The organism is Microbacterium sp. P5_E9 (assembly GCF_054049175.1).
Genome location: NZ_JBFUMV010000002.1, coordinates 357,584 through 382,637, shown reverse-complemented (window position 1 = coordinate 382,637; position 25,054 = coordinate 357,584). Strand labels below are relative to the sequence as shown.

26 protein-coding genes are annotated in these 25,054 nt (G+C 71.1%); 13 read left to right on the top strand and 13 right to left on the bottom strand.

Annotated features, from left to right (window positions below; all coding sequences use genetic code 11):
• Window positions 1-3 precede the first annotated feature (3 nt).
• Genes ACXJ3V_RS05070 through ACXJ3V_RS05055 form a run of 4 tightly spaced genes read right to left on the bottom strand, consistent with a single transcriptional unit; the run spans window position 4 to window position 4,918 of the window.
• Complete coding sequence (locus ACXJ3V_RS05070) at window positions 4-1,668, bottom strand: ABC transporter substrate-binding protein (RefSeq protein ID WP_457099170.1); 1,665 nt, start codon at window positions 1,666-1,668, stop codon at window positions 4-6.
• 42 nt (window positions 1,669-1,710) lie between these two features.
• A complete protein-coding gene (locus ACXJ3V_RS05065; protein WP_457099169.1) occupies window positions 1,711-2,904 on the bottom strand; it encodes an acyl-CoA dehydrogenase family protein in 1,194 nt (397 codons plus the stop codon).
• Window positions 2,901-4,043, bottom strand: a complete 1,143-nt coding sequence (locus ACXJ3V_RS05060; RefSeq protein ID WP_457099168.1) for an LLM class flavin-dependent oxidoreductase — start codon at window positions 4,041-4,043, stop codon at window positions 2,901-2,903. The genes ACXJ3V_RS05065 and ACXJ3V_RS05060 overlap by 4 nt, the downstream gene beginning before the upstream one ends.
• Window positions 4,040-4,918 carry a sulfurtransferase gene (locus ACXJ3V_RS05055; protein ID WP_457099167.1) on the bottom strand — a complete coding sequence of 293 codons (879 nt, stop codon included), beginning with the start codon at window positions 4,916-4,918 and terminating at the stop codon, window positions 4,040-4,042. Before ACXJ3V_RS05055 ends, ACXJ3V_RS05060 begins: the two co-directional genes overlap by 4 nt.
• A gap of 572 nt (window positions 4,919-5,490) precedes the next feature.
• On the opposite strand from ACXJ3V_RS05055, the gene ACXJ3V_RS05050 reads away from it, so the two are divergent.
• On the top strand, window positions 5,491-5,859 hold the full coding sequence (locus ACXJ3V_RS05050; protein ID WP_457099166.1) for a hypothetical protein: 369 nt from the start codon (window positions 5,491-5,493) through the stop codon (window positions 5,857-5,859).
• 43 nt (window positions 5,860-5,902) lie between these two features.
• Here ACXJ3V_RS05050 and fdhD read toward each other — a convergent pair whose 3' ends face one another.
• Both fdhD and moaA read right to left on the bottom strand, forming a co-directional pair.
• A complete protein-coding gene (gene fdhD, locus ACXJ3V_RS05045) occupies window positions 5,903-6,808 on the bottom strand; it encodes a formate dehydrogenase accessory sulfurtransferase FdhD (RefSeq protein WP_457099165.1) in 906 nt (301 codons plus the stop codon).
• Between the two features lie 41 nt (window positions 6,809-6,849).
• Window positions 6,850-7,929 (bottom strand): GTP 3',8-cyclase MoaA, encoded by a 1,080-nt coding sequence (moaA, locus tag ACXJ3V_RS05040; protein ID WP_457099164.1) that lies wholly within the window; start codon window positions 7,927-7,929, stop codon window positions 6,850-6,852.
• A 148-nt stretch (window positions 7,930-8,077) separates the two neighbouring features.
• Here moaA and ACXJ3V_RS05035 point away from each other — a divergent pair, with 148 nt between their 5' ends.
• The 5 genes from ACXJ3V_RS05035 to ACXJ3V_RS05015 are packed head-to-tail and all read left to right on the top strand — an operon-like array spanning window position 8,078 to window position 14,615.
• On the top strand, window positions 8,078-9,505 hold the full coding sequence (locus ACXJ3V_RS05035; RefSeq protein ID WP_457099163.1) for a cytochrome ubiquinol oxidase subunit I: 1,428 nt from the start codon (window positions 8,078-8,080) through the stop codon (window positions 9,503-9,505).
• Window positions 9,506-9,514: 9 nt separating this feature from the next.
• Window positions 9,515-10,549 (top strand): cytochrome d ubiquinol oxidase subunit II, encoded by a 1,035-nt coding sequence (gene cydB, locus ACXJ3V_RS05030; protein WP_457099162.1) that lies wholly within the window; start codon window positions 9,515-9,517, stop codon window positions 10,547-10,549.
• 34 nt (window positions 10,550-10,583) lie between these two features.
• Entirely contained in the window at window positions 10,584-12,272 is a 1,689-nt protein-coding gene (gene cydD, locus ACXJ3V_RS05025) for a thiol reductant ABC exporter subunit CydD (protein ID WP_457099161.1), read from the top strand.
• Window positions 12,269-13,972: a thiol reductant ABC exporter subunit CydC gene (cydC, locus tag ACXJ3V_RS05020; protein ID WP_457099160.1), complete on the top strand. Its 1,704-nt coding sequence runs from the start codon at window positions 12,269-12,271 to the stop codon at window positions 13,970-13,972. The genes cydD and cydC overlap by 4 nt, the downstream gene beginning before the upstream one ends.
• A 22-nt stretch (window positions 13,973-13,994) precedes the next feature.
• A complete protein-coding gene (locus ACXJ3V_RS05015) occupies window positions 13,995-14,615 on the top strand; it encodes a winged helix-turn-helix transcriptional regulator (RefSeq protein ID WP_457099159.1) in 621 nt (206 codons plus the stop codon).
• A 15-nt stretch (window positions 14,616-14,630) separates the two neighbouring features.
• Here the strand turns inward: ACXJ3V_RS05015 and ACXJ3V_RS05010 are convergent, their stop codons facing one another.
• Both ACXJ3V_RS05010 and ACXJ3V_RS05005 read right to left on the bottom strand, forming a co-directional pair.
• Window positions 14,631-16,175, bottom strand: coding sequence for an SDR family oxidoreductase (locus ACXJ3V_RS05010; RefSeq protein ID WP_457099158.1), 1,545 nt, complete (start codon window positions 16,173-16,175; stop codon window positions 14,631-14,633).
• An 80-nt stretch (window positions 16,176-16,255) separates the two neighbouring features.
• A complete protein-coding gene (locus ACXJ3V_RS05005) occupies window positions 16,256-17,083 on the bottom strand; it encodes an MBL fold metallo-hydrolase (protein ID WP_457099157.1) in 828 nt (275 codons plus the stop codon).
• A 126-nt stretch (window positions 17,084-17,209) separates the two neighbouring features.
• Here ACXJ3V_RS05005 and ACXJ3V_RS05000 point away from each other — a divergent pair, with 126 nt between their 5' ends.
• Window positions 17,210-17,419 (top strand): hypothetical protein, encoded by a 210-nt coding sequence (locus ACXJ3V_RS05000; RefSeq protein ID WP_457099156.1) that lies wholly within the window; start codon window positions 17,210-17,212, stop codon window positions 17,417-17,419.
• Between the two features lie 24 nt (window positions 17,420-17,443).
• Here ACXJ3V_RS05000 and ACXJ3V_RS04995 read toward each other — a convergent pair whose 3' ends face one another.
• Genes ACXJ3V_RS04995 through ACXJ3V_RS04975 form a run of 5 tightly spaced genes read right to left on the bottom strand, consistent with a single transcriptional unit; the run spans window position 17,444 to window position 20,793 of the window.
• Complete coding sequence (locus ACXJ3V_RS04995; protein WP_457099155.1) at window positions 17,444-18,040, bottom strand: N-acetyltransferase family protein; 597 nt, start codon at window positions 18,038-18,040, stop codon at window positions 17,444-17,446.
• 10 nt (window positions 18,041-18,050) lie between these two features.
• Window positions 18,051-18,797: a sulfate/molybdate ABC transporter ATP-binding protein gene (locus ACXJ3V_RS04990; RefSeq protein ID WP_457099154.1), complete on the bottom strand. Its 747-nt coding sequence runs from the start codon at window positions 18,795-18,797 to the stop codon at window positions 18,051-18,053.
• Window positions 18,794-19,573 (bottom strand): ABC transporter permease, encoded by a 780-nt coding sequence (locus ACXJ3V_RS04985; protein WP_457099153.1) that lies wholly within the window; start codon window positions 19,571-19,573, stop codon window positions 18,794-18,796. Before ACXJ3V_RS04985 ends, ACXJ3V_RS04990 begins: the two co-directional genes overlap by 4 nt.
• Before the next feature lie 23 nt (window positions 19,574-19,596).
• Window positions 19,597-20,397, bottom strand: a complete 801-nt coding sequence (gene modA / locus ACXJ3V_RS04980) for a molybdate ABC transporter substrate-binding protein (RefSeq protein WP_457099152.1) — start codon at window positions 20,395-20,397, stop codon at window positions 19,597-19,599.
• 3 nt (window positions 20,398-20,400) lie between these two features.
• Window positions 20,401-20,793: a TOBE domain-containing protein gene (locus ACXJ3V_RS04975; RefSeq protein WP_457099151.1), complete on the bottom strand. Its 393-nt coding sequence runs from the start codon at window positions 20,791-20,793 to the stop codon at window positions 20,401-20,403.
• 247 nt (window positions 20,794-21,040) lie between these two features.
• On the opposite strand from ACXJ3V_RS04975, the gene ACXJ3V_RS04970 reads away from it, so the two are divergent.
• Genes ACXJ3V_RS04970 through ACXJ3V_RS04945 form a run of 6 tightly spaced genes read left to right on the top strand, consistent with a single transcriptional unit; the run spans window position 21,041 to window position 25,049 of the window.
• The gene (locus tag ACXJ3V_RS04970) at window positions 21,041-22,159 is read left to right on the top strand and encodes a ThiF family adenylyltransferase (protein ID WP_457099150.1); all 1,119 of its coding nucleotides are present in this window, start codon (window positions 21,041-21,043) and stop codon (window positions 22,157-22,159) included.
• Entirely contained in the window at window positions 22,129-23,394 is a 1,266-nt protein-coding gene (locus ACXJ3V_RS04965) for a molybdopterin molybdotransferase MoeA (protein ID WP_457099149.1), read from the top strand. The genes ACXJ3V_RS04970 and ACXJ3V_RS04965 overlap by 31 nt, the downstream gene beginning before the upstream one ends.
• The gene (gene moaC / locus ACXJ3V_RS04960; RefSeq protein WP_457099148.1) at window positions 23,391-23,921 is read left to right on the top strand and encodes a cyclic pyranopterin monophosphate synthase MoaC; all 531 of its coding nucleotides are present in this window, start codon (window positions 23,391-23,393) and stop codon (window positions 23,919-23,921) included. Before ACXJ3V_RS04965 ends, moaC begins: the two co-directional genes overlap by 4 nt.
• The gene (gene mobA / locus ACXJ3V_RS04955) at window positions 23,918-24,550 is read left to right on the top strand and encodes a molybdenum cofactor guanylyltransferase (RefSeq protein ID WP_457099147.1); all 633 of its coding nucleotides are present in this window, start codon (window positions 23,918-23,920) and stop codon (window positions 24,548-24,550) included. Before moaC ends, mobA begins: the two co-directional genes overlap by 4 nt.
• Window positions 24,547-24,816: a DUF6457 domain-containing protein gene (locus tag ACXJ3V_RS04950; protein ID WP_457099146.1), complete on the top strand. Its 270-nt coding sequence runs from the start codon at window positions 24,547-24,549 to the stop codon at window positions 24,814-24,816. The genes mobA and ACXJ3V_RS04950 overlap by 4 nt, the downstream gene beginning before the upstream one ends.
• Window positions 24,816-25,049, top strand: coding sequence for a MoaD/ThiS family protein (locus tag ACXJ3V_RS04945; protein ID WP_457099145.1), 234 nt, complete (start codon window positions 24,816-24,818; stop codon window positions 25,047-25,049). The genes ACXJ3V_RS04950 and ACXJ3V_RS04945 overlap by 1 nt, the downstream gene beginning before the upstream one ends.
• The last annotated feature ends 5 nt before the right edge of the window (window positions 25,050-25,054 follow it).

Sequence of the window (25,054 nt, the reverse complement as noted above, 5' to 3'; positions counted from 1 at the left end):
GTCCTACTCCGCGCTCTTCCAGATGTCGTAGTACGACAGGAACGACTCGCTGGTGAACCGGAACCCGTGCACGTCCGGCGCGGTGGCCGCATACTGCACGCGCTCGAAGATCGGGAACGAGACCCCGTCGTCGATGAGCAGCGCCTGCAGCTCGGCGTAGTAGTCGGCCCGCGCCTCGGGGTCGGTCTCCTGCAGACCCGCGTCGAACAGCTCCTGGATCTGCGCGGCGGTCTCGGGCGTCTGGCTGGCCGCCGCGAACGCCTTCGACCCCGCGTAGCGCGCGTCGAGGATCCAGGCGAGCACACCCGGATCGGCCCGCGTGTAGTAGGTGGCCAGGAGGTCGTACTCGCCGTTGGCGGTGAGCGAGGCGCGGTCGGCCGGCAGGTACACGGGCAGCTGCAGGTCGATGCCGATCTGCTTGAGCTGGTCCTGCAGGAGCACGTCACCGGGCGTCTCGGCCGTGATCGGGGCCTCGAGCGTCAGCGTCTCGCCGTCGCGGGTGCGATAGGTCGCGCCGTCCTCCAGCACCCAGCCGGCGTCGTCGAGCAGTTGGCCGGCGCCCTCAGGGTCATAGGCGAGCGCGTCGGCCTGGCTGACGAAGTAGGGCGTCGTCGTGTTGAACGGTCCCTCGACCACCGGGAAGTCGGGGCCGTAGATGGTCGCGGCGTACGTCTTCCGGTCGATGGCCTTCTGCAGCGCCTGACGCACCTCGAGCTCGGCGAGCGGATGCCCGTCGGCGACGTTCGGGTACCACGCCTGCGACGGGCCGGGCAGCGACCGCGACTGCAGAGCGGCACCGCTGGATTCGAGCAGCGCCGCGTCCTCAGGTGTGAACGGGTTGCGCGGCCATGCGATGTCGCTCGCGCCGCTGGTCAGATTTCCGACCCGCACGCTGTCTTCGGCGACGTAGTGGATGTGCACCGCGTCGAGGTACGCATCGCCCTGGTGCGCGTTGAGCGCGCTCGCCCACTCGTAGCCGTCGCGCTTGGACAGCTCGATGCCCTCACCGGGTGTGTAGGAGTCGAGGACGAACGCACCCGAGCCGACGACGTTGCCGAGGCACCGCTCTTCCGGTGTCGCCTCGTACGAGGAGGCCGCGAGAATCGCGAGGTTCGTGGTCGACGTGCCCTGCAGGAAGGCGGCGTTCGGGGTCGTGAAATGGATCTCGACGGTGTCTTCGTCCACCGCGGTCGCCGTGTCGAGGCCGGAGATGTACACGCCGCCGTACGCACCGGGCGCCGCGGCGAGGGTGGCCTTCGCGCTCTCGAGCGCGAGCACGACCGAGTCGGCCGTGAACGCCGTGCCGTCGCTGAACGTGACGTCGTCGCGCAGGTTGAAGGTGTAGGTGAGGCCGTCGGGGCTGATCTCCCAGTCCGTCGCGAGCCACGGCACGATCTCGCCGGTCTCGGGGTCCTGGTCAGTGAGCGAGTCGGCGTAGTTGCGGATCACCTGGCGGTGCTCGATCCAGTACGTCTGGAACGGGTCGACGCAGGAGAAGGCGGCGTTGTCGGGCCAGAACTCGAGGGTGAGCTCGCCGCCGGCGACGGGATCGGCAGCCTCGTTCGGCACGGACGCGGTGGTTGCGCTCGTCGAGCAGCCGGCGAGCGCGACGACGGATGCCGCGGCCAGCGCGACGAGCGCGGGCTTTCGGAAGCGGTGGGTGGTCATGATGGGTGGTGCCTCTCTGTGATGTGCGGGTTGTTCGGGGAGTCAGGTGCGCAGGAGCGCGCGCCCGGTGGCGAGCAGCGCGGCGTCGTCCTGCGGAGGGTGCGGGCGGGAGCACAGCACGTCGCGCAGGTGCCGCTCGAACGGCAGCGAGCGGGTGAGCCCGGGGTTGCCGATCGCGGCGACGATGCCCTGCACGGCGGCGATCGCGTGGCGCGAGGTGATGAGTTTCACGATGCCCAGGGCTTCGGCATCCGCGCGGCCGGAGTCGACGTCTCCGGCGATCTGGCTGAGCACGAGCTCCGCCTCGAGGATCTGAGCGCGGGCCTCGCCCGCGACGGTCTGGATGCGCTCGAGGGTCGCGATCGGGCGGCCGAGCGAGGTGGGGACGCGGTCGCGGGTGAAGTCGACGAAGGCGGCGAGCGCAGCGCGCGCGACGCCGAGGTACAGGGCGGGAACGGCAACGGCGAAGGTGCCGTTCCATCCGCTGTTGTTCGGCACCGTGCCGACGGGTGCGCCGCTGAAGTTCTCGAACGGCACTCGAACGTCGGTGTAGATGACGTCGTGGGTCGAGGTGGCGCGCATGCCGAGGTGGTCCCACGTGCGCTCGATCCGGATGCCCGGGGTCTCGCGAGGCACGATCACATGACCCACGCGAGGCTCGTCCTCGTCGGTCACGACCCACACGAGGTGATAGGCGAGCCCCTCGGATCCGGTGGCGTAGCCCTTGTGGCCCGAGACCGACCAGCCGTCGGAGGTGCGTGTCGCGACAGTCGCGGGCAGGCCACCCCGGGCGGGTGCGCCGAGCTCGGGTTCCGCGCGGATCGCATTGAGGAGGATGGGACGGTCCGCCGACTCCGTGAGAACGCGCTCGTAGAGGGCTTCGGGCCACACGCTCGCGACATCCTGCAGAGCGTGCTGGATGGAAGTCATCGCCGTGAGCAGCGCGACCGAGGGGTCGCCCTCGCCGAGGGCGAGGAAGACGTCCAAGGTCTCGCGGGCGGTGAGCGGGCGGCCACCGTAGCGGCGGCCCACGGAGGCCGTGAGCAGGCCCGCCTCATGGACGGCCGCGACCCCCTGCCAGGGGAACGATCCGTCCTGGTCGTGCGCCGGCGCGTGCACGGCGAGTGCCGCCGTCACCTGCGCAAGCGATGTCTCATCCAGGGTTGCAGTACGCAGCCCTGCGGTGCGACGCGCCACGTCTGAGGCGATCCCGCTCACGGCCTCCGCGGTGCTCATGCGCGGACGCCCTCGACGATCGGGGGCTGGGCCACGATCTCGCCGCGCACGCCGGTGGCTTCGCGGTGCGCGAGCTCCTGGCGGACGAGCGGCAGGACATAGCGGCCGTAGTCGATCGCGTCGTTGAGGTTGTCGTAGCCGCGGATCGAGATGAGGTCGGCACCGAGGTCGACGTAGTCGAGGATCGCCGCGGCGACCGTCTCGTAGCTGCCGACGAGCGCCGTGGAAGCGCCGCCGGCGTTGGTCACCTCGGCCGGCTTGGTCCAGAGCGCGCGGTCGTGCAGCTCTCCGCGGGAGGCGGCATCCAGCAGCCGCTGCGAGCCGACGTTCTGGGGCGCACCCTTGGTCTGACGGAAGGGCACGAGTCCCGCGTTCGCGTACGTCTCGGCGACCTTCGCGATCTGTCGGTGCGCCTTCTCCCAGGCGAGCTCGTCGGTCTCGGCGACGATCGGACGGAAGGTCACCCACGTGCGCGGGTTGTCCTCCCGGCCCGCCGCGCGAGCGCCCGCCTCGATGCGCGCGATCTGCTCGCGCGTGTCTGCGAGGGGCTCGCCCCACAGGCCGAAGATGTCCCCGAGCGCTCCGCCGACGCGGTACGCGGCATCCGACGATCCACCGACCGAGATCGGAATGGGCGAGTAGGGCCGGAAGCCGGGTCCGAAGTCGTCGAACTGGTAGTAGCGACCGTGGTGGCTGAACGGGCCCTCTTCGGTCCACGACTGCCGGACGATGCGGATCCACTCCTCCGAGCGGTCGTACCGCTCGTCCTTGGTGAGGAAGTCGCCCTGGCGCGCCTGCTCGGTGTCGCTGCCGCCCGAGATGATGTGCACGACCGCACGACCGTCCGACAGCTGGTCGAGGGTGGCCAGCTGCTGGGCGGCGACCGTCGGGAAGACGGTGTTCGGACGCACCGCGACGATGGGCTTGATGCGCTCGGTCGCCGCGGCGACCGCGGTCGCGACCACGAACGAGTCGGCCCCCGCGCTGCCATAGGGCACCAGGGTGTAGTCGAACCCGGCATCCTCGAGGGTGCGGGCGTAGCGCTTGAGGTAGGCGGGATCCAGCGGACGGCCACCCCGGCGGGGGTTGAGCTCGTCGCCCTCCCGCACATTGATCGCGCTGATGAACTCGACGGTCATGACTGCTCCTTTTCGAAGACGCGCGCGGAGGCGTCGCCCGGCTGGGGCCCCGTGGCGACGGGGCGATCGAGGTGGTTCGACCACTGGCTCCACGACCCGGGGTACAGCTGGGGGGCGAAGCCGGCGAGGGTGAGGGCGACGAAGGCGTGGGATGCCGTGACCCCGGAGCCGCAGTAGACCCCGACCGGCGCATCCCGCGTGACGCCGATGTCTTCGAAACGCTGGCGCAGGGTGTCGGCGTCGAGGAAGCGGCCCTCCGTGTCGACGTTCTCGCCGGTGAAGCGGTTGACCGCGCCCGGCACGTGACCCGCCCGAGGGTCGATCGGCTCCGTGTCGCCCCGGTAGCGCTCCGCCGCCCGGACATCGATGAGCACGCCTTGTGCGGGCAGCACTGCCGCCTGACCGATGGTGAGCTTCGGCAGCAGGCCGCGGGAGAGCGTCACCGAGCCGCGCTCCGGCACGATGTCGCCGTCCTCCAGCGCGTGGCCCGCAGCCACCCAACCGCGCAGCGAGCCGTCGAGGATCCGCACGTCGGCGACGCCGGCATCCACCAGCAGCCACCAGGCGCGTGCGGCCGACAGCGACTTGAGGTCGTCGTACACGACGACGAGGTCGCCGTCGCTCAGGCCCCAGCGCCTGGCCGCGTCCTGCAGATGCTCGCGCGACGGGAGCGGATGCCGTCCGTCGGTCGGTGCGCCGTGCTCGGCGAGCTCGCGGTCGAGGTCGACGTACACGGCGCCCGGGATGTGGCCCTCGAGATACTCCGGCCGCCCATCGGGTCGATCGAGTCGCCACCGCACATCGAGGATGCGGACGGTCTGACCCTTGGCGACGAGATCGGCCAGTGCGTCGGGGGTGATGAGGATGTCGGACAACGGATCTCCTGGGGTGGGGTGGGGTGGGTGCGGTGGTGCGGAGCGGTGCAGCGGGTGCGGTCGGGCTCGGCATCGAGGATGCTCGGCGCAGCACCCCCAGCGGGGCGCGGCAGGAATGCAGCGGGATGGGGCTGGGTGGGGCTGGGTGGTGCGGGCGGCGCGGGAAGATCAGCGCGCGACGGCGAGGTCAGCGCGGGGCGCCATCTCGCACATTCGACAGGAGGGCATTCGACGCGTTGCGCCGACGCCCCCGGCCCCCGGCCCGTCGCCGCGCACCAGCGCACCCGGGCGGGTGTCGGTGGCGAGAATCGGTCGCATCAGGGGTCCGGTCTGTCGAGGTGGTGTCGCAAGGCTATGGGCATCGCCGAACCCGCCGCAGAGCGATCCGCGTCAATGTGACGTCGCATGTCGTCGTGCGTCGCAAGAGGGCGGAATCCGCGCAGAATCGCGCCACATCGGGGCTCTGAGCCCTCCGCGATCGTTGCAGTATGTTTCGCCGCGGTCACCCGAGCCGGGCGACCGCGGGCCGCCGGGGGACTCCGATCCGGTCCTCGCTCGGTAGGCTCGTCGGCATGGCCACCAAGAGCACCCGCAGCAGCGCTGTCGAAGAAGACGACTACGACCTGTCGAGCAAGTCCACGCTCTGGGGCTTCCTCGTCGGCATCATCGTCACGGCTTTCATCGCCGTCCCGCTGTCGGCCGCCTTCTCGTTCGCGACGCACCCGGGCACGCAGCAGCTCTTCGGCGGGCGGCTGGCGGATGCCACTCAGGGCGGCTACGTCGCCTTCTGGTGGATCGTGACGCTCTTCCTCATCGCCCTTCCGATCCTCGCCGGCTTCAGCGTCGCGAAGCTGTCCGGCCGCACACTCGCGATCGTCGGCGGCATCGTCGCCGTGTTCGTCATCGCCATCATGGTGCTGGGGCAGCTCTTCGTCTTCTGAGCCGCCCAGGCACACCGCGGCGTGACGCACGCAGCCCTCGGCGTCAGACCGTCGCGGGCGCGCCGACCGTGATGCGGTCGGCCCTCGAATAGACGTTCATCGACGTTCCCCTGACGAATCCGGCGAGCGTGAGGCCGGATGCCTCGGCCAGCTCGACCGCGAGCGATGAGGGTGCCGACACCGCGGTGAGCATCGGGATGCCGGCCATGACCGCCTTCTGCACGAGTTCGAAGCTCGCCCGGCCGGACACCTGGAGCACCACTCCGCGCAGCGGCAGCCGATCGCTCAGCACCGCCCAGCCGATGACCTTGTCGACGGCGTTGTGCCGGCCGACGTCTTCGCGCGCCACGAGGAGCTCCCCCGAGGCCGCGTCGAACAGCGCGGCCCCGTGGAGGCCGCCGGTCTTGTCGAACACGGTCTGCTCCGATCGCAGCCGGTCGGGCAGCGCGACGACGGCCGCGGCATCCATCGTCACGTCGTCGGCGGCGACGTCGTACGCCGACACCGTCTCGACAGCATCGATCGACGCCTTGCCGCACAGGCCGCACGAGCTGGTCGTGTAGAAGCTGCGGGCGAGGTCGGGGTCGGGAGCCTTCACGCCGGGCGCGAGCGACACGTCGAGCACGTTGTAGGTGTTGCCCTCCGATGCCCCATCGGCCGACTGGAGCAGATCGCCGCGGCCGACCGGGCTGAGCAGGCCGCCGGTGCCCGGACCGCCGCAGTGGATCGCCGAGCGGAACTCGTCGCCGCGCGAGATGACACCCTCCGACACGAGGAATCCGGCGGCGAGTTCGACGTCGTGCCCGGGGGTGCGCATCGTGATGGCGAGCGGCGTGCCGCCCACCCGGATCTCGAGGGGCTCTTCGACCGCGAGCGTGTCTGGGCGTCGAGTGGATTCACCGCCGACCGTGATCTTGACGATCGGCCGCCGTGTCGTGATCCGTCCCATGGACTCAGGGTAGCCCGCGGCAGGATCGCCGCGACCGGGGCTCAGCCCCCGATCGCGTTCATCCCCCGGGCGGGCTGGAGGAAGCCGGGGTCGTTGATCGCGTGACCGGGGAGCTTGCGCCGAACGCAGGAGCGCAGCATCCGATCGATCCCCGCATCCACGTCGGCACCGTCGCCACCGCGCAGCACCGGCAGGAGGTCGAACTCGGTCGTGGAGAAGAGGCAGTTGCGCAGCTGGCCGTCAGCGGTGAGGCGCAGCCGGTCGCAGTCGCCGCAGAACGGTGCCGTGACCGACGCGATGACGCCCACCTTGTGCGGTCCGCCGTCGAGCGTCCAGCGCTCCGCCGGAGCGCCGCCCCGACCAGGCACCGGGGTGAGCGTCCACCGCGTCGACAGCGTGTCGAGGATCTCGTCGCGGGTGACCATCCGCGACCGCTCCCACGTGTGTCCCGCGTCGAGCGGCATCTGCTCTATGAAGCGCAGCTCGGCATCGTGGTCGAGGGCGAACTGCACGAGATCGATCAGCTCGTCGTCGTTCACATCGCGCATCGCGACCGCGTTGAGCTTGAGCGGGCGGAGACCGGATGCCGCGGCCGCGGCGATCCCGGCGAGCACATCGTCGAGCCGATCCCGGCGGGTGAGGTCGCGGAAGCGATCGCGGCGCAGCGTGTCGAGCGAGATGTTGAGCCGGCCCAGGCCCGCCTCGATCAGTCCGGGGAGCACCTCGGGCAGGCGGATGCCGTTCGTGGTCATCGCGAGTTCCACCGGCTCACCGTCGGGCCCGGTGATCGCGGCGAGCCGGCCCACGACTTCGACGATGTCGGCGCGCAGCAGCGGCTCTCCCCCGGTGAGCCGGAAGGTCGTGACCCCGGCCGCCGCGGCGACCCGCGCGATGCGTTCGATCTCATCGACGGTCAGGATGCTCGAGCGGGCGAGCCACTCGTTCCCCTGCTCGGGCATGCAGTACGTGCAGCGCAGCGAGCAGCGGTCGGTGAGCGAGACGCGCAGATCGCGGTGGACGCGACCGAACGTGTCGACGAGCGGACCGGACGTCGCGGAATCCGAAGCGTCCTCGACGGCAGCCGCGCGCCTCGTGCCGATGAGCACGGGCACCGCGCTCATCCTCGCTCCCGCCGATTGCCCATGCTTCGAGGGTAATCCCGCAGCAGCACCCGGGAGCGCGATCGGTTTTCCACGGCCATGCGCCTGGAAGGCTGGGAGATTCCTGGATAGGTTGGCCGCAGATTCCTGTTGCGACGTGGGAGGTCACATGGACTGGCTCGATCCGCTGCTGCTCGCCCGCTGGCAGTTCGGCCTGACGACCCTGTACCACTTCATCTTCGTGCCGCTCACGCTGGGCATGTCGATCTCGGTCGCGATCTTCCAGACCGCGTGGTACCGCACCGGCAACCTCAAGTGGCTGCACCTCACGCGCTTCTTCGGGAAGATCTTCCTCATCAACTTCGCGATGGGCGTCGTCACCGGCATCGTGCAGGAGTTCCAGTTCGGCATGAACTGGTCGGCGTACAGCCGGTTCGTCGGCGACATCTTCGGCGCCCCGCTCGCCTTCGAGGGCCTCATGGCCTTCTTCTTCGAGGCGACCTTCATCGGGCTGTGGATCTTCGGGTGGGACAAGCTGCCCAGGGGCCTGCACCTCGCGACGATCTGGATCGCCTCGATCGGCGCCTGGATCAGCGCCTACTTCATCCTCGCCGCGAACGCGTTCATGCAGAATCCGGTCGGCTACCAGCTGGCCGAGGACGGCCATCGCGCCGAACTGGTCGACTTCGTCGCCGTCCTCACCAATCGCGTCGCACTGGCGGCGCTTCCGCACACGCTGTTCGCCGCGATGATGTTCTCCGCCGGGGTCATCATCTCGGTGTCGGCGTGGCAGCTGTCGCGCAAGCTCAACGTCGTCATGATGCGCTCATCGCTGCGATACGGCCTGTGGTTCATGATCGTGGCGTTCATCGGGGTCGTGCTCTCCGGCGACCAGCTCGGTCTGCAGATGGTCGCGACGCAGCCGATGAAGATGGCGTCGGCCGAGGCGCTGTACGACTCCGCCTGCGGAGCGGATGCCTCGTTCTCGATCTTCTCCATCGGCACACCGGACGGCTCGGAGGAGATCTGGTCGCTGCGCGTGCCCTATCTGCTCGCATTCCTCTCCACCCACACCCTCACCGGCTGCGTCGAGGGCATCAACGACCTGCAGGCCCTGTACACCGAGCAGTTCGGCGCCGGCGTGGACTACTCCCCGATCATCTGGATCACCTACTGGTCGTTCCGCTGGATGATCGGCTTCGGCGGACTGGCCGTGCTGGTCGCGATCGCGGGTCTCTGGTTCACCCGCAAGAAGGCCACCCGCGAGGTGCCGCAGTGGGCGTGGAAGCTCGCCGTGTGGTCGGCGCCCCTGGCCCTGTTCGCCACGCTGATCGGCTGGATCTTCACCGAGATGGGCCGGCAGCCCTGGATCGTCTTCAGTCTCATGTTCACCGAGGACGGGGTCTCGCCGAGCGTGCCGGGGTGGAACGTCCTGCTCTCGCTCGTCACCTTCACGGCTCTGTACGCCGTGCTCGCGGTGGTCGAGATCGGCCTCATCATCAAGACCGCCCGCACCGGCCCAGAGCCCCTGCCCGGGCCGGGCGATCCCGATCCCTCCGAGCTCGCGCTCGAAGACACGCCGACCACGGTCTACTAGGAGGCCGCCATGGATCTCGCATACCTCTGGTTCTTCATCGTCGGCTTCCTCTTCGTCGGCTACTTCGTCCTCGACGGCTTCGACTTCGGCGTCGGGATGTCGCTCCCATTCCTCGGCAAGGACGACATCGGCCGCCGCCAGATCATCAACACGATCGGCCCGGTCTGGGACCTGAACGAGACGTGGCTCATCGTCGCCGGCGCGTGCCTCTTCGCCGCGTTCCCGGAGTGGTACGCCACGCTCTTCAGCGGCTTCTACCTCGCCTTGCTGCTGATCCTGCTCACTTTGATCATGCGCGGGGTCTCGTTCGAGTACCGCCACCAGCGCGACAGCCTGAAGTGGAAGTCGGGCTTCGACACGATGATCGTCGTCGGCTCCGCCGTGCCGGCGCTGCTGTGGGGCGTCGCGGTGGGCAACATCGTCCAGGGCGTGCCGATCGACGCGGACCACGAGTTCACCGGGTCGCTTCTCACGCTGCTGAACCCGTACGGGCTGTGGGTCGGGGTGACGACGCTCCTGCTGTTCTTCCTGCACGGCGTGTACTTCGTCGCCATCAAGACCGACGGCCAGGTGATGGAGGATGCGCGCAAGCTCGCCTGGCGTGCCGCCATTCCGACCGTCATCTTCGCCGCCGGCTGCGTCGTCTGGACGATCGCCATCGCGGCCGGCCGTGAGGCCCCCCTGCTGTTGCTGACGATCACGTGCGGTGTCGTCGCGGCAGTCGCGCTGATCGGCTCGATCCTGGCGAACATGCGCAAGCGCGAGGGCTGGGCGTTCGCTGCCGGAGCGGTGACGATCATCTTCGCCGTGCTCACCCTCTGGACCGCGCTCTTCCCGTTCGTCATGCCGTCGACGACGGATGTCGCGAACAGCCTGACGATCGAGAATGCGTCGAGCACCCACTACACGCTGACGATCATGTCCTGGGCCGCGCTCGTCTTCCTCCCGCTCGTGCTCGCCTACCAGGCGTGGACGTACTGGATCTTCCGCAAGCGCGTCTCCCGCACCCGCATCGAGCGGGCCGTCGCCGCCGCCGCGCACTGACCCCTCCCTGATCCTGGAATAGGGTCGAGACAGCATGAGTGAGCAGGAAGCCGGGGCAGCGCGGCGCACGCCTCCGGTCGATCCGCGGCTGCTGAAGCACGCCAGCGCATCGCGTGGATTCTTCGTCGCGATCGCGGCGATCAGCGTCGCGCAGACCGCGGCCATCGTCGCGTTCGCGTGGCTGCTCACCCGGGCGATCGTCGGGGCGATCGACGGGATGCCGGTGGCCGAACTGGGCGTGACGCTCGGCGCGCTCGCCTTCGTGGTCGCCGTCCGCGCGGTCCTGGTGTGGGCACGCGAGGCTGTCGCCTCCCGCGCCGCGGCGAAGGTGGAGGCGCAGCTGCGCGCGCACCTCGTCGACGCAGTCGGCACGCTCGGTCCGCGCTGGCTCGCCACCCGCAGCACCGCCCAGCTCGCGGTCACCGCGGGCCGGGGACTCGCCGCGCTCGACCCGTACTTCGGCCGCTACCTGCCGCAGCTCGTGCAGACCGTCGTCGCGACACCCGTCATCCTGCTCGTGATGTGGTGGCAGGACTGGATCGCAGGGCTCACGGTGCTGCTCACCCTCCCCCTCATCCCGGTGTTCATGGTGCTCATCGGCATGGCGACGCGCGGTGTGCAGCAGCGTCAGTGGCGCACGCTGAACCAGCTCGCCACCCGCTTCGCGGACACGGTGCAGGGTCTGTCGACGCTCAAGGTGTTCGGGCGTCAGCATCGGGCCGCGGCATCCATCCAGTCCGTCACCGAGCGCTACCGCGTGGAGACGATGAAGGTGCTGCGGGTCTCGTTCCTCTCCGGGTTCGCCCTCGAGTTCCTCGCGAGCATCTCGGTGGCGATCATCGCCGTGTCGATCGGCTTCCGGCTGCTCGACGGGTCGCTCGCGCTGACGGTGGGGCTGTTCGTCCTGCTGCTCGCGCCGGAGGCCTACCTGCCGCTGCGCCAGGTCGGGGTGCAGTTCCATGCCGCCGCAGAGGGTGTGGCCGCGACCGAGGACGTGTTCGTCGTGCTGGATGCGGCGCAGGCACTCGCCCCGGTCACGGTCCCGCCGCCCGCCGCGGTCGTTGAGCGAGCGAAGCGAGACGAAACGGCGCGCACCCTCGTCCTTGCCGGGGTTCGCGTGCACCGCGGCGACCGCACCCTTCCCCCGGTCGATCTCACCGCCGAGCCGGGCACCGTCACCCTCATCGAAGGACCGAGTGGCTCGGGCAAGTCGAGTCTGCTGGCCGCGCTCCGCGGTGCCGCGGAGTTCGACGGCGATGCGCTCTGGGCAGGGCACGATGTCCGCGGGCTCGCACCATCGACATGGCTCGCGTGGGCGGGCCAGCAGCCCGGACTCATCGCCGGCACCATCCACGACAACGTGTCGCTCGGTGACGCATCCCCCGACCACGCTGCCGTCGCTCGCGCCCTCGACCTCGCCGGCGCGACGAACCTCGAGGCCGCGTTCGAGCTCGGCGTCCAGGGTGCCGGGCTCTCCGGCGGCCAGGCGCAGCGGGTCGCGGTCGCCCGGGCGTTCTACCGCCACCTGCGGGGAGTGGGACCGGTGATCGCCCTCGACGAGCCCAGCTCCGCGCTCGACCGCACGACCGAGGCCCGGCTGTGGCGCAGCGTCCGCGCCCTCGCCGACGACGGCGCTCTCGTCCTGGTCGTCTCCCACCGCACGAGTGCGCGCGAGTTCGCCGACCAGGTCGTGCGACTCGAGCCGAGCGAGGTGGTCGTGTGAGCACCCTCGAGACGCGGGCGACGGATGCCGCGACATCCGTCTCTTCCCCCGCCGCGATCCTGCGCGGCGCGATGCCGTCATGGCGGCGCTTCGCACTGGGCGCCGGGTCCGCGTTCCTCTCCGAGGCCTCGGCGGTCGCGCTGCTCGCGGTGAGCGCCTGGCTGATCGTGCGCGCGAGCGAGCAGGTGCCCGTGCTCTACATCTCGATCGCGGTAGTCGGGGTGCGGTTCTTCGCGATCTCGCGCGCGGTCTTCCGCTACACCGACCGGCTGGCGAGCCACGATGCCGCCCTGCGGCAGCTCGCCACCACGCGCACGTCGCTCGTGCGCCGGCTGATCCCGCTCGCGCCCGACGGCCTCTCCCGGACGCGCCGTGGCTCGGTGCTCGGCGCGCTCGTCGACGACGTCGACGACCTCCAGAACCTGCCGCTGCGGGTGGTGCAGCCCCTCATCGCCTCAGCCGCCGTGGCGGTGGGCGCCGTCATCCTCGTCGCGGTGGTCTGGTGGCCGGCCGCGCTCACCCTGCTCGGCTGCCTGCTGGTGGCCGGGGCGGCATCCCTGATCTGGGGCTGGGCGTCGGGGTCGAAGGCCGAGCGCGCGATCGCGCCGCTGCGCGCCCAGCTGGCCGATGGCATCACCGATCACCTCGGCAGCCTCGAGGTGCTGATCGCCTGCGGCGCAGAAGCGGCGAGCCAGGAGCGGGTGCGCTCGGCCGATCAGGCGCTGCACCGCGCGGTGACGCGTCGCGCGGGCGCACAGGCGGGCACGACCGCGGTCGTGTCCCTCCTGGCCGGGCTCGCCTCGGTCCTCGCCGTCCTCGTCGCGGCGCCGGGCGTCTCGTCCGGTGCGCTCGCCGGCCCCGCACTCGCGGTGGTGGTGCTCGTCCCGATGGCCGTGTTCGAGGTCTTCGCGGCGGTGCCGATGGCAGCCTCGGCGTGGCGGCAGGTGCGCGCTTCGGCCGAGCGCATCGCCGACTCCCTCCCCGCCGAGCTGCCCGCCGGCCTGGTGCCGGAGACCGTCGCTGCCGAAGGCGTCGGTCCCGATCTCGGCGACGGGCTGCGTCTGCGGAACGTCTCGGCGCAGTGGCCCACGGCGGACGGCGACGCGCTCGACGGCGTCGACCTCGATGTGCGACCGGGAGAACGGCTCCTCGTGGTCGGATCGAGCGGCGCGGGCAAGACGACTCTCGCGCATGTCCTGGTGCGCTTCCTCGACAGCGGCGGCGACTACACGATCGGCGGGCGCTCCGCCCACGATCTGGCCGGCGACGACCTCCGGCGCACCGTCGGCCTGTGCGAGCAGCATCCGATGCTCTTCGATGAGGACATCCGGCAGAACCTCCTCTTCGCCGATGACACCGCAACGGATGCCGAGCTCGAGGCCGCGCTGGAGCGTGTCGGTCTCGGCACCTGGCTGCGGGACCGGGGTGGGCTCAGCGCTCGGGTCGGCGAGCGCGGTGCGCTCGTCTCGGGGGGTCAGGCGCAGCGGATCGCGCTGGCGCGGGCGCTGCTGCGCGGTTTTCCGGTGCTCGTGCTCGACGAGCCGACGGCGGGCGTCGACCCCGAGGCATCCGATGCCCTGCTCACCGACCTGCTCACCGCGGTGGGGCCAGACCAGGCGGTGATCCTGATCTCGCATGTGGAGGTGCCCGCCGGACTCGTCGATCGCACCGTGCGTCTGGACGCGGGACGGGTTCGCTGAGCGGACGCCCCATAATCGAAGGGTGCCGCGCCGCGTCGAGGACTACCGTGGGCTGACTCAGCTGAGCCGCCTCAGACTCCTTCGTGCGATCCAGGTGACGCCGGACTGCACGCTCAACGAACTCGTCGCCGAGACCGGGCTGCACCCCAACACGATCCGCGAGCATCTGCAGGTGCTCGAGGAAGAGGGGCTGATCGCCTCGGCGACCGCACATCGCGGCACCCGGGGCCGGCCGCCGGTGGTGTACCGACCTGTCGCCGCCGCGTCCGACAGCGCTGCCGCCGAACGGCGGATCCGGCTCTCGGTGGAGCACGGCGACCTGCTCCGCAGGGTCGCCCCTGAGCTCGACCACACCGCGGAGCTCGGGACCGACGCCGTGCACCAGCTCGACGCGCTGTACGAGCATCTGGAGGATGCCGGGTTCCAGCCCGATCTCGACGATCAATCGCTGCGCGTGGACCTCGTCCCCTGTCCCTATCAGACCGATGTCGATGAGGAGCGGCAGCTGGTGTGCCAGGTGCACCAGCAGCTGATCCTCGATCTGCTCCGGCAGGTTCCGGGGCCGGTCGAGGTGCGCACCCTGCTCCCGTTCGCTACGCCGAACCGGTGCACCATCCATCTCCAGCTGAGCGCCCAGGCGTAGCCGCGACCCGTTCGGTCACCGGCCGTGCTCCTCCTGCGTTGCCTCGGCAGCAGCGGCGATCCGGTTCGCCATACCGCGGAAGATGAACCCGTGGAACGGCAGCACCGCGAGCCAGTAGAGCCGTCCGGCGAGTCCTTGAGGAAAGAAGACCGCCCGCTGGTCATAGCGGGATCCGTCTCCGTCCGCCGATGCCCGGAGCTCGAGCCAAGCGAGACCCGGCACCTTCATCTCGGCGCGGAGGCGCAGGAACGATCCGCGCTCGATCGCCTCGACGCGCCAGAAGTCCAGGGCATCGCCGACTTCCAGCCGGGCTCGGCTGCGGCGACCTCGGGCGAGTCCGATGCCGCCGACGAGGCGATCCATCCATCCGCGCACAGCCCACAGGAGTGGGGACGAGTACCACCCGTTCTCGCCGCCGATCCCCTCGATCACGCGCCAGAGCTCGGCTGGGCGCGCGGATGTGAATGCCGTTCGGGCATCGACGAACACCGTCTTGCCCGCCCAGTCCGGGTCGCTCGGCAGGGGGTCGCTCGGTACGCCCAGCACCTCGGCATCCAGCCAGCTCGTCTCGACCGCGTCGCCCTTCAGTCGCCCGAGAGCCAGGGCGACCGCGCGCCGATAAGGCGTGAGTCCCTCCGCCGGGGGCGGGATGAGGGCATCCACGTCATGGTCCTTCATCACGCACTCGTTCTGCAGCGACTCGACCAGGGGACGTGCGATCGCCCTCGGGATGGGCGTGACGAGGTTCACCCAATGCGATGCGAGCCGCGGTGTCAGCACCGGCAGCGCCGCGATCGGCCGCTGCGGCAGCCCCGCTTCGAGCGCGTAGGCGTTCATCATCTGCCCGTAGCGCAGCACGTCCGGCCCGCCGATGTCGACGGCGCGATTGACGTCGGGGGCAATCCGCGCGGCACCGAGCAGATAGTGCAGCACATCGCGCACGGCGATCGGCTGGATGCGATTGCGCACCCACTTCGGCGCCGGCATGTATGGCAGCACGTCCGTGAGATGCCGGACCATCTCGAACGAGGCCGAGCCCGAGCCGATCACGACCCCGGCCTGCAGGACGAGCGTCGGCACTCCTGATCTCAGGAAGACCTCACCCACCTCGACCCGGGACCGCAGGTGTGGCGACAGCGCGTCGCCTTCTGGGTGCAACCCGCCGAGATACACGATCCGGGAGACGGATGCCGCGGCCGCCGCGTGCGCGACGGTCTCCGCCGCACGGCGGTCGGCCTCCTCGAAGCCCTTACCGGCCGACATGGAGTGGACGAGGTAGTAGACCAGGTCCGCTCCGCTCACCGCTCGGCCCACCGGAATGGGATCGGTGGCATCCCCCGCAATCGCCTCGACTGCGCTCCCCCACGCGAAGGCGGAGACCCGCGATACATCGCGCGCGACGACGCGCACCCGATAGCCCGCCGCGATCAGGCGCGGTACGAGACGCCCACCGATATAGCCCGTGCCGCCGAACACGACCGCGACCGGAGGGGTGCCGTCCGCCTGGGGCACGGCGGCGAGTTCCGGTTCGCGGCCGGTGGGAGCAGAGAGGTCATCCATCCCCGCAGGCTACGCGCGCGGCCCGCGGTCACGGCAGGGCTTGACGAGACCTCGAGATGACTCTGCCGCCGGCACCAGGCTCAGGGCGATCCGTCTCGCTCGCGTCGCTGGGTGAGCGTGTCCTGCTGCCAAGCGTGCACATCACTCACCCACTCCCAGCCGGGCTTGGCCGATGCGCCGATACGCGGGTCGTCGGGCACCTCGCCGTCGCGCACGGCGATCACGTAGGCCCGATCCTGTTCGATCCGCGCACGCAGTTCGTCCGCGTCCCCGACGGACCCGTGACCGGGGATGACGACCTCCACATGGTCGGCCACGCCCTCGATCAGGTCGAGGGCGGCGAGGTAGTCCGCGATCGGGTCATCGGCCTGCAGATCGAGCAGGGGGATCAGGACGTCGGAGAGCATGTCGCCGGCGACCAGAACACGGCGTTCTTCGATCACGAGCGCAGCATGACCCACGGAGTGCGCTCGATGCTCGATGATGCGAACGCTGGGCCCATCCCACGGCACGTGCACGGTTCCGGCGGGCAGGCCGGTGATGAGCCCGAGCAGCTCCATCGGGACATCATCGGCGACCTCCGGCGGCAGCTCTTCGGCGATTTCGGCCTGCCAGCCCGCGACGGCCAGCACCTCACGGATGGATGCCGCGCAACGGGCCGTGCCGTAGCGTGGCGCGTCGCCGAGCGCGGGGTGCCAGAGCACGTGGTCCCAATGCGGATGCGTCGAGAAGCCCGCCACGACGGACCGGCCCAGGGTGCGAAGGTCGTTCGCGATTGCAGCCATCTCGTCACGCGTGATGCCGGCGTCGATGAGCAGCACCCCCGCGTCGCCCGCCACGGCGACGGCGTTGCTCTGGATGCACTCGCTCTCGTGCACCAGCACGCCCTCGGCCACCTTCGTGAGCATCAGCGGACCTCGCTCTCGTCGCGTCGTCTCCGCCGATGATCCCGCCCGTGCGCGAGGATCGCAACCTCCCGGCGGGCCGCTCGCGCCCGAGCCCACGTGAGCCGGGACGGGAACTATGGTGGGCCTGTGAAGCGAATCTGGCCGTATCTCGTCCCTGGCATCCTGCTCAGCGCCGTCGGTCTGGTGTGGACCCTGCAGGGTCTCAACGTGCTGGGCGGGTCGGCCATGAGCGGGTCCCCATTGTGGGCGACCATCGGTCCGATCGTGCTGGTGCTCGGCGTGGTGCTGATCGGGATCGCGATCGTCATCGCCCGGCGCCGTCGCCAGGTGAAGTAGCCGCTTCGGCCCCCGCCCACGGACTCAGAGCGTGCGGGCGAACGCCTGGACGCCCTCGTGCGAAGGCAGCGGTTCGAACCCGAGGCGCCGGTAGAACGCGAGCGCACCGACGTTGTCCGCGGACGCCACGAGGTGCAGCCCCGCCACCCCCCGCTCCTGCAGCGCGGCGACGAGCGTGTCGATGAGCCGGCGACCCCAGCCCTGGCCCTGCAGTTCGGGGAGAAGGTCGATGTGCAGGTGCGCCGGGTAGCCCTGCGAGTACGGCTCGCGTCCGGGTTCGCGCCCATAGGCGTAAATCAGGATCCCGTCCTGGCGGGACTGCTCAGTGCCCGGGAGCGGCCACCGCTCGGCGAACCGCGGCCACCACTCGTCGTGGAACCACGCCTCGAACGCGTCGGTGTCGGGGGCGCCGACGACGTAACCGGCGACGCGATCATCGTCGGTCTCGACGACGAACGCCAGATCCGGGTGCCGCGCCACATACGGAAGCACGAAGATCTCTGCCCAGAGATCGTCGTCGGCGAGCACACCCGTCGCGTCGGCTCCGGCATCCGCTGTCTTGAGGCAGATCTCGGCGAGGGCCGGCTCGTCGCCCGGCTGAAACGGTCGGATCCTGGTCACCCGCCCGATTCTAGGGCGCCCCACCGAACCGATGCGCGGCGGCGACGGCCGCGACGAACCGCGTGGCGGGCGCGGCGAGCACGTCGTCCACGAGGCCCTCCTGGGCGACTGTCCCCTGCTCCAGCACCACGAGCCGGCGCGCGACGCCCACCGCGTCGGTCGCGTCGTGCGACACCAGGAGCGCGGTCGCGCCCGTCTCAGCGAGCTGCGCGCGCAGCAGTTCCCGCACGTCGGCGGCGGTCTCGACATCCAGCGAGGTGAGAGGTTCGTCGAGCAGCAGCATCCGCGGTTCCACGGCAAGTGCTCGCGCGAGGGCGACCCGCTGCTGCTGACCGCCGGACAGCTGCGCCGGATGCCGCTCCCCCGCGTCTGCGAGACCCACTCGTCGCAGCCACTCGGTCGCGCTCCGCCGTGCGGCGGCCCGGTCGATGCCGTGCGCTCGCGGACCGAAAGCGACGTTCTCGATGATCGTGAGGTGCGGGAACAGCCGTGGGTCCTGGCCGAGCAGCACCACTCCTCGCTCCGCCGCCGGGACATGGACCTCCGGGTCGGTGGATGCCACCGTGGCCGCGTCGAGGCGGACGTGGCCGCCGTCGAGCCGGACGAGTCCGATGATCGCGCTGAGCAGGGTCGATTTGCCCGCGCCGCTCGGGCCCATGATCGCCACGACCTCGCCCGGAGCGGCGGTGATCGCGGCATCGAGTCGGAACGCGTGTCGCTCGACGACGACGCGGGCGTCGAGTGGGGCGCCGGTCATCGCGGGGTCTCCGGGCGCCACGCCCGCACGAGCAGCAGCACGGCGATCGCGGTGACGAGCAGCAGCAGCGACAGAGCGACCGCCGTCCCCTGCGAGACACCCGACCCGTTGAAGGCGGTGTAGATGGCAAGCGGCATCGTCTGCGTCACCCCCGGGGCATTCCCGGCGAACAGCGCCGTCGCCCCGAACTCCCCGATCGCGCGGGCGAAGCACAGGATGATGCCCGCGGTGAGTCCCGGCGCGGCGAGGGGCAGCGTCACGCGGCGCAGGATCGTCCACCGGCTCGCACCGAGTCCCGCCGCGGTCTCCTCGTAGCCGACCCCCGTGGAACGGAGCGAGCCCTCGACGGCGAGCACGAGGAACGGCAGTGCCACGAACGTCTGCGCGAGAACGACCGCACTCGTCGAGAACGGAACGCGGATCCCCCACTCTCCCAGCACGCCGCCGAGCCAGCTCGTGCGGCCGAACAGGTAGAGCAGGGCGATGCCGCCGACCATCGGCGGCAGCACCAGCGGGACGGTGATGAGCGCGCGCAGCACGCCGGCCAGCCGCGCGGAGCTGCGCGCGATCACGAGCGCGAGCGGCACGCCCAGGACGACGCAGACGAGGGTGGTGGCGAGGCCCGTTCCGAGCGACAGCAGCAGCGCCGAGACCGCCTCGGGAGAACTGATGTCCGCCCAGAGCGTCGACCAGTCCACCCGTGCGACGAGGGTGACGAGCGGCAGCACGAGAAGTGCGAGTCCGATGACCGCGGGGACCAGCAGGATCTGCGGCACGAACCCCCTGGCAGCGCCACGACTCACGGCGAGCCGAAGCCGAACTCCGCGAGCACCTGCTGCCCCTCGGGGCTGAGCACGAATTCCGCGAAGGCCTCGGCCGCCTCCGGGTTGCGGGCGCCGGTGAGCGCCGCGATCGGATAGTGGTTCACCACAGCCGCGGCGCCATCCGGCACGAGGGAGTCCACGTCGTCGCGGCCACGCACGTCGGTCGTGTAGACCAAGCCGGCATCCGCTTCGTTCGCCGCGACTTTCGTGAGCACGGCGGTGACGTTCTGCTCGATGCTCGCCGGAGCGACGGTCACCCCCGCGTTCGCGAGCAGCTGCTGCGCGGCCGCGCCGCACGGCACCTCCGGTGCGCAGAGCACGACCGTGACGCTGTCGTCGCCGAGATCGCTCAGGTCCTCCACCCCGCCGGGGTTGCCCTTCGGCATGGCGATCACCAGGGTGTTGGTCCCGAAGAGCTCCGGGCCGGTCGCAAGATTCGCGTCGACGAGCTTCTGCATGTTCGCCTCGTCTGCGGAGGCGAACACATCGGCGGGCGCTCCCTCGATGAGCTGCGTCGCGAGCGTGCTCGAGCCGTCGTAGACGATCGGGAGCACCTCGAGACTCGGATTCCGCTCCTCGAACTTCGTGGCGAGCTCGTCGAACGCGTTCTTGAGCGAGGCCGCGGCGTACACCGTGAGCTCACCCGTCAGCTCCGGACCGATCGAGCCCGCGGGGCTCTGCTGCGCGTTCGGATCCTCGTCGCCGATGCTCGCGCAGCCGCTGAGAAGCAGGACGGATGCCGCGGCCAGCGCGGCGAGTCGAGCAACGGTGCGCAACCCTCAGCCCTTCGGAGTCTCGACGATGACGTTGGTCGCCTTGACGACGGCGACAGCGAGCGACCCGACCTCCAGTCCGAGATCGCGCACGGCCTCGGACGACAGCAGCGAGACGACCCGGTGGGGTCCGGATTGGATGTCGACCTGCGCCATCACGCCGTCGATCTGCAGGCGCGTCACGAGCCCGACGAACCGATTCCGCGCGCTGGAGAGCACATCGGTGGGATCGGATGCCGCGTGCGCGTAGTCGACGGCGCGTGCGGCGAGCGCGTCGCCGGGGATCTCGACGGGGCTCGCGTCGGTGGTCGGCAGCAGGCCCTGATCGACCCACCGACGGACGGTGTCGTCGCTCACCCCGAGGAGGCGTGCGGCCTCGGTGATCTTGTAGCTCGCCATGGCCTTACGCTACACCCGCAGATGCGGCGAAATACCCTGCTTCGAGCCGCATCTGCGGCCTGGTCAGTCGGCCCGCTCGTCGGTCCTCCGCTCGGCGGAGTCGGATAGGGGACGGGAGGGAGCTGCAGGCGGTTCGGCACCTTCGCTCGCCCGATCCACTCCGCTGGGCGGAGGTGAGCAGAGGGTGTCTGATTCGGATGCCGACACCTCGCGCCGAGGCGGGCTCCGCCGGTCGTACCCTGGGATCATGCCCTTCCCGCCGCTCGTGGAGCCGGTCGCCGCACTCAGCGCGGACGAGCGCGCCCGCACCGCGCGCCATACGCGCCTGGCCGGACTGGGCGAGATCGGTCAGCGCCGGCTCGCCGCGGCGCGCGTGGCCGTGGTCGGCGCCGGCGGTCTGGGCTCGCCCGTCGTGCTCGCCCTGGCCGCGGCCGGGGTCGGCGAACTCATCGTCATCGACGACGACATCGTCGAGTCGTCCAACCTGCAGCGCCAGATCATGCACCGGCTGTCCGACGTCGGCGCGGCGAAGGTCGACAGCGCGGTCCGCACCGCGCGGGACCTCTCGCCCGAGACGGTCGTGCGCGGTGTGCGCGAGCGACTGGATGCCGGGAACGCGGCCAGGCTGCTCTCCGGAGCGCACCTGGTGATCGACGGCACCGACACGTTCGACACGCGCGAAGCCGTGGCATCCGCCTGCGAAGCCCTCGGCGTGCCGCTCGTGTGGGGCTCCGTGCAGGGCTTCGACGCGCAGGTCACCGTGTTCTGGAGCGCGCCGCCGGCAGGCGCGGCGCCCGTCCGCCTGAGCGACCTGTATCCGCACGGCAGCGTCGGGGAGGTGCCGACCTGTGCGGACGTCGGCGTGCTCGGGGCGCTCTGCCTGCAGATCGGCGGCCTGCTCGCGACGCAGGCGATCGTGCTCATCGCGGGGATCGGCGAGCCGCTCCTCGGCCGCGTCCTCGTGATCGACGGACTGCGCGCCCGGCAGTTCGAGGTCCCGCTGCGCGCCGCGACCACGACCGCGAGCCCCACGCCCGACGCCGGGGTCACGCGTCCCGCCGCTCCCACCGCCCCACCCGTCGTCGCCGTCGCCGATCTCGACGCGCATCGCGGCGCCATTTTCCTCGATGTGCGCGAAGCCGACGAGGTCGCAGCCGAGCCTTTCCCCGGTGCCCGCCACATTCCGCTCGCCGAGGTGCTGACCGACCCCACCGCACTCGCCGACGTGGGCTCGATCGTGGTCGTGTGCCAGATCGGCGTGCGCGCCCGCCGTGCGGCCGAGGCGCTGCGCGCCGCCGGGATCGAGGCATCCGTCCTCGCAGGCGGCGTCGAAGCATGGCGATCCGCCTCGACGGTGCGGGTGTGAGCGCCCTGCGGGGCGTCGAGGAGCAGCGCGCACTGATCCTCTCGCGCGTCACACCGGTCCCAGCCGGCCAGGTGCCGGTCTCGGCCGCGCTCGGCCGCACCCTGCGCGAGCCCTTGCGCGCGCGGGTCGACATCCCGGTGTTCGACAACTCCGCGATGGACGGATTCGCGGTGCGCTTCGCGGATGTGGCGGATGCCGCGCCCGACCACCCGGTGCGGCTCCAGGTCGTCGCCGATCTGCCGGCCGGCACCGCCCTCGACCCGGCGCTGGCCGCCGGCGAGGCTGCCCGCATCATGACGGGATCCCCCGTGCCGACGGCCGCGGATGCGATCGTCCCCTTCGAGGACACCGTGGGCGGCCTCGCCGATTCGCTCGACGAGATCTTGGTGGAACAGGCGCCTCCGGCAGGCGGCGCCCACATCCGTCGCCAGGGTGAGGACGCCCGCACGGGAGACGAGCTGCTCCGCGCCGGGGTCGTCCTAGGACCGCTCCAGCTGGCAGCGGCCGCGGCGGCGGGAGTCGCCGAGGTCGTCGTCTCCCGTCGAATCCGGGTCGCCGTGGTGTCCACCGGCTCTGAGCTCGTGACGCCGGGCGAACCGCTCGAGCGTGGCCAGATCCCGGAGTCCAACAGCGAGCTGCTCGCCGGTCTGGTCGCCGAGGCCGGGTGCGAGGTCGTGCTGCGACTCTCGGTGCCGGACGAGGGCGACGGTCCCGCCGATGCCGTGGCCGCGGCATCCGCGCTCGGCGCCGACATTGTGGTCTTCACCGGCGGGGTGAGCGCGGGCGCCTACGAGCCCGTCAAGAACTCGCTCGCGGGCGTCATGGAGTTCACCAAGGTCGCGATGCAGCCGGGCAAGCCGCAGGGCTTCGGCGTGACGGACGGCGGGATGCTGCTGTTCGGCCTCCCCGGAAATCCGGTGAGCGCGGCGGTGTCGTTCGAGGTGTTCGTCCGCCCCGCGCTGCTGGCGCTACAGGGCCGCACGGCGCTCGACCGGCCTGTCCTCAGACTGACCGCGGCCCAAGGATGGCGCACCCCGCCCGGACGCCGGCAGTATCTCGCGGCGGCGATCGACCGCACCGATCCCGCACGCTGGACCGTCCGGCCCGCGACGGCCGGTGGTTCGGGGTCTCATCTCGCGTGCGGTCTCGCCCGCGCCGACGCCTACGCGATCGTTCCTGCCGAGGTGGCGGCCGTGGCCGCCGGCGACGAGGTCGATGTCATGCTGATCTCATGAGCTTCACGCACCTCGACGACGCCGGCCACGCACGCATGGTCGATGTCACGGCAAAGCAGCCGACCGTGCGCGCGGCGACCGCGCGCGGGTTCGTCCGCTGCTCCACAGCGGTCGTGGCTGCGCTGCGCGGTGGCACGGTGCCGAAGGGCGACGTACTCGCCGTGGCGCGGATCGCCGGCATCCAGGCCGCCAAGCGCACCCCCGACCTGCTGCCCCTCGCGCACGTCATCGGCGTGCACGGCGCCGTCGTCGATCTGACGATCGTCGATGCAGGCGTCGAGATCGAGGCGACCGTGCGCACCGCCGACCGCACCGGCGTCGAGATGGAGGCACTCACGGCCGTCTCGGTCGCCGCCCTCGCGATCGTCGACATGGTGAAGGGCCTCGACAAGGCGACCTCGATCGAGCGCGTCCGCATCACCGCCAAGGAGGGCGGGCGTTCGGGGTCGTGGACCCGGCCCGACGAGTCGGCGACACCACCCGACGCGGCTCTGCCCGACGATCTCCCGCGGTCCGGCGGATCGTGACGGCAGCACCGACCGTCGGGGCGATCCTGCTCGCCGGCGGGCGGGCATCTCGCGTCGACGGCGCCGCGAAGCCGCTCTTCGACGTCGGCGGCCAGACCCTGCTCGCCCGTGCCGTTGCCGCGGTCTCCGGTGCGGGAGCGCGTCCGATCGTGGTCGCAGCCCCCGTCCTCGATCCGACCCTCGCGGTCGAGTGGGTGCCGGAGGATCCTCCGTTCGGCGGCCCAGTCGCGGGCATCGTCGCGGCGCTCCAGCATCCCGATGCGTGGGCGCCCGAGCCCGACTGGACGTTCCTGCTCGCATGCGACCTCCCCAAGGTTGATGCCGCCGTCGCGCGGCTGAGAAGCGACATCCTCCTCGTCCCCACCGACACCGACGGGGTCTGTCTCGGCGACTCGTCGAGCCGGCCGCAGTGGCTCACCGGCATCTATCGCACCGCAGTTCTGCGCCGGGCCGCCGAGGCCATGCCCGACGGCGGTCGCGACGCGCCGGTGCGCGCCCTGCTCCACGGCCTCGCCATCACGGTGATCGCGGTCCCCGGCGACCTCACCGACGACGTCGACACATGGGAGGATCTGAGCAGGGCCCGCGCCGCCGCCGGGTCGCACCCGGGCACCGAGGAGGAGTCATGACCGAGGCATCCCGCACGCTCCCACCTGAGGCACTCGACGCGTGGGCCGCGGCCCTCCGCGAGCGCTTCGACCTCGGCCCCGACGACGTCCCCATCACCCTGATCCTCGACCTCGCACGCGATGTCGCGAACGGTGTGGCACGCCCGGCCGCACCGCTGAGCGCATTCGTCGCGGGCCTCGTCGCCGGCCGTACCGGTGGAACGCCGGCGGATGCCGCGGCCGCCGTCGCCGCGATCTCCGCGCTCGCCGGGAGCTGGGAGTCCTGATGGCGCAGGTGCGCTACTTCGCCGCCGCGCAGGAGGCGACCGGGCTCGACCAGGAGCAGCGGTTCGAGGCGACCCTCGGCGAACTGCGCGCCGCGGTGGCCGCGGAGCATCCCGGGCTCGGCGGCATCCTCCCCCGCTGCGCCGTGCTCGTCGGCGGAGCCCGCGTCGAGGACGACACGCTCATCGGCGCTGACGACCTCGTCGACGTCCTGCCGCCCTTCGCCGGCGGCTGAGGCAA

Bases quoted from the DNA above. Each gene is read 5' to 3' on its own strand.
- ACXJ3V_RS05070 (WP_457099170.1), bottom strand. From the start codon at position 1,668: ATGACCACCCACCGCTTCCGAAAGCCCGCGCTCGTCGCGCTGGCCGCG.
- ACXJ3V_RS05065 (WP_457099169.1), bottom strand. From the start codon at position 2,904: ATGAGCACCGCGGAGGCCGTGAGCGGGATCGCCTCAGACGTGGCGCGT.
- ACXJ3V_RS05060 (WP_457099168.1), bottom strand. From the start codon at position 4,043: ATGACCGTCGAGTTCATCAGCGCGATCAATGTGCGGGAGGGCGACGAG.
- ACXJ3V_RS05050 (WP_457099166.1), top strand. From the start codon at position 5,491: ATGGCCACCAAGAGCACCCGCAGCAGCGCTGTCGAAGAAGACGACTAC.
- fdhD (WP_457099165.1), bottom strand. From the start codon at position 6,808: ATGGGACGGATCACGACACGGCGGCCGATCGTCAAGATCACGGTCGGC.
- moaA (WP_457099164.1), bottom strand. From the start codon at position 7,929: ATGAGCGCGGTGCCCGTGCTCATCGGCACGAGGCGCGCGGCTGCCGTC.
- ACXJ3V_RS05035 (WP_457099163.1), top strand. From the start codon at position 8,078: ATGGACTGGCTCGATCCGCTGCTGCTCGCCCGCTGGCAGTTCGGCCTG.
- cydB (WP_457099162.1), top strand. From the start codon at position 9,515: ATGGATCTCGCATACCTCTGGTTCTTCATCGTCGGCTTCCTCTTCGTC.
- cydD (WP_457099161.1), top strand. From the start codon at position 10,584: ATGAGTGAGCAGGAAGCCGGGGCAGCGCGGCGCACGCCTCCGGTCGAT.
- ACXJ3V_RS05010 (WP_457099158.1), bottom strand. From the start codon at position 16,175: ATGGATGACCTCTCTGCTCCCACCGGCCGCGAACCGGAACTCGCCGCC.
- ACXJ3V_RS05005 (WP_457099157.1), bottom strand. From the start codon at position 17,083: ATGCTCACGAAGGTGGCCGAGGGCGTGCTGGTGCACGAGAGCGAGTGC.
- ACXJ3V_RS04990 (WP_457099154.1), bottom strand. From the start codon at position 18,797: ATGACCGGCGCCCCACTCGACGCCCGCGTCGTCGTCGAGCGACACGCG.
- ACXJ3V_RS04975 (WP_457099151.1), bottom strand. From the start codon at position 20,793: ATGGCGAGCTACAAGATCACCGAGGCCGCACGCCTCCTCGGGGTGAGC.
- ACXJ3V_RS04970 (WP_457099150.1), top strand. From the start codon at position 21,041: ATGCCCTTCCCGCCGCTCGTGGAGCCGGTCGCCGCACTCAGCGCGGAC.
- ACXJ3V_RS04965 (WP_457099149.1), top strand. From the start codon at position 22,129: ATGGCGATCCGCCTCGACGGTGCGGGTGTGAGCGCCCTGCGGGGCGTC.
- moaC (WP_457099148.1), top strand. From the start codon at position 23,391: ATGAGCTTCACGCACCTCGACGACGCCGGCCACGCACGCATGGTCGAT.
- ACXJ3V_RS04950 (WP_457099146.1), top strand. From the start codon at position 24,547: ATGACCGAGGCATCCCGCACGCTCCCACCTGAGGCACTCGACGCGTGG.
- ACXJ3V_RS04945 (WP_457099145.1), top strand. From the start codon at position 24,816: ATGGCGCAGGTGCGCTACTTCGCCGCCGCGCAGGAGGCGACCGGGCTC.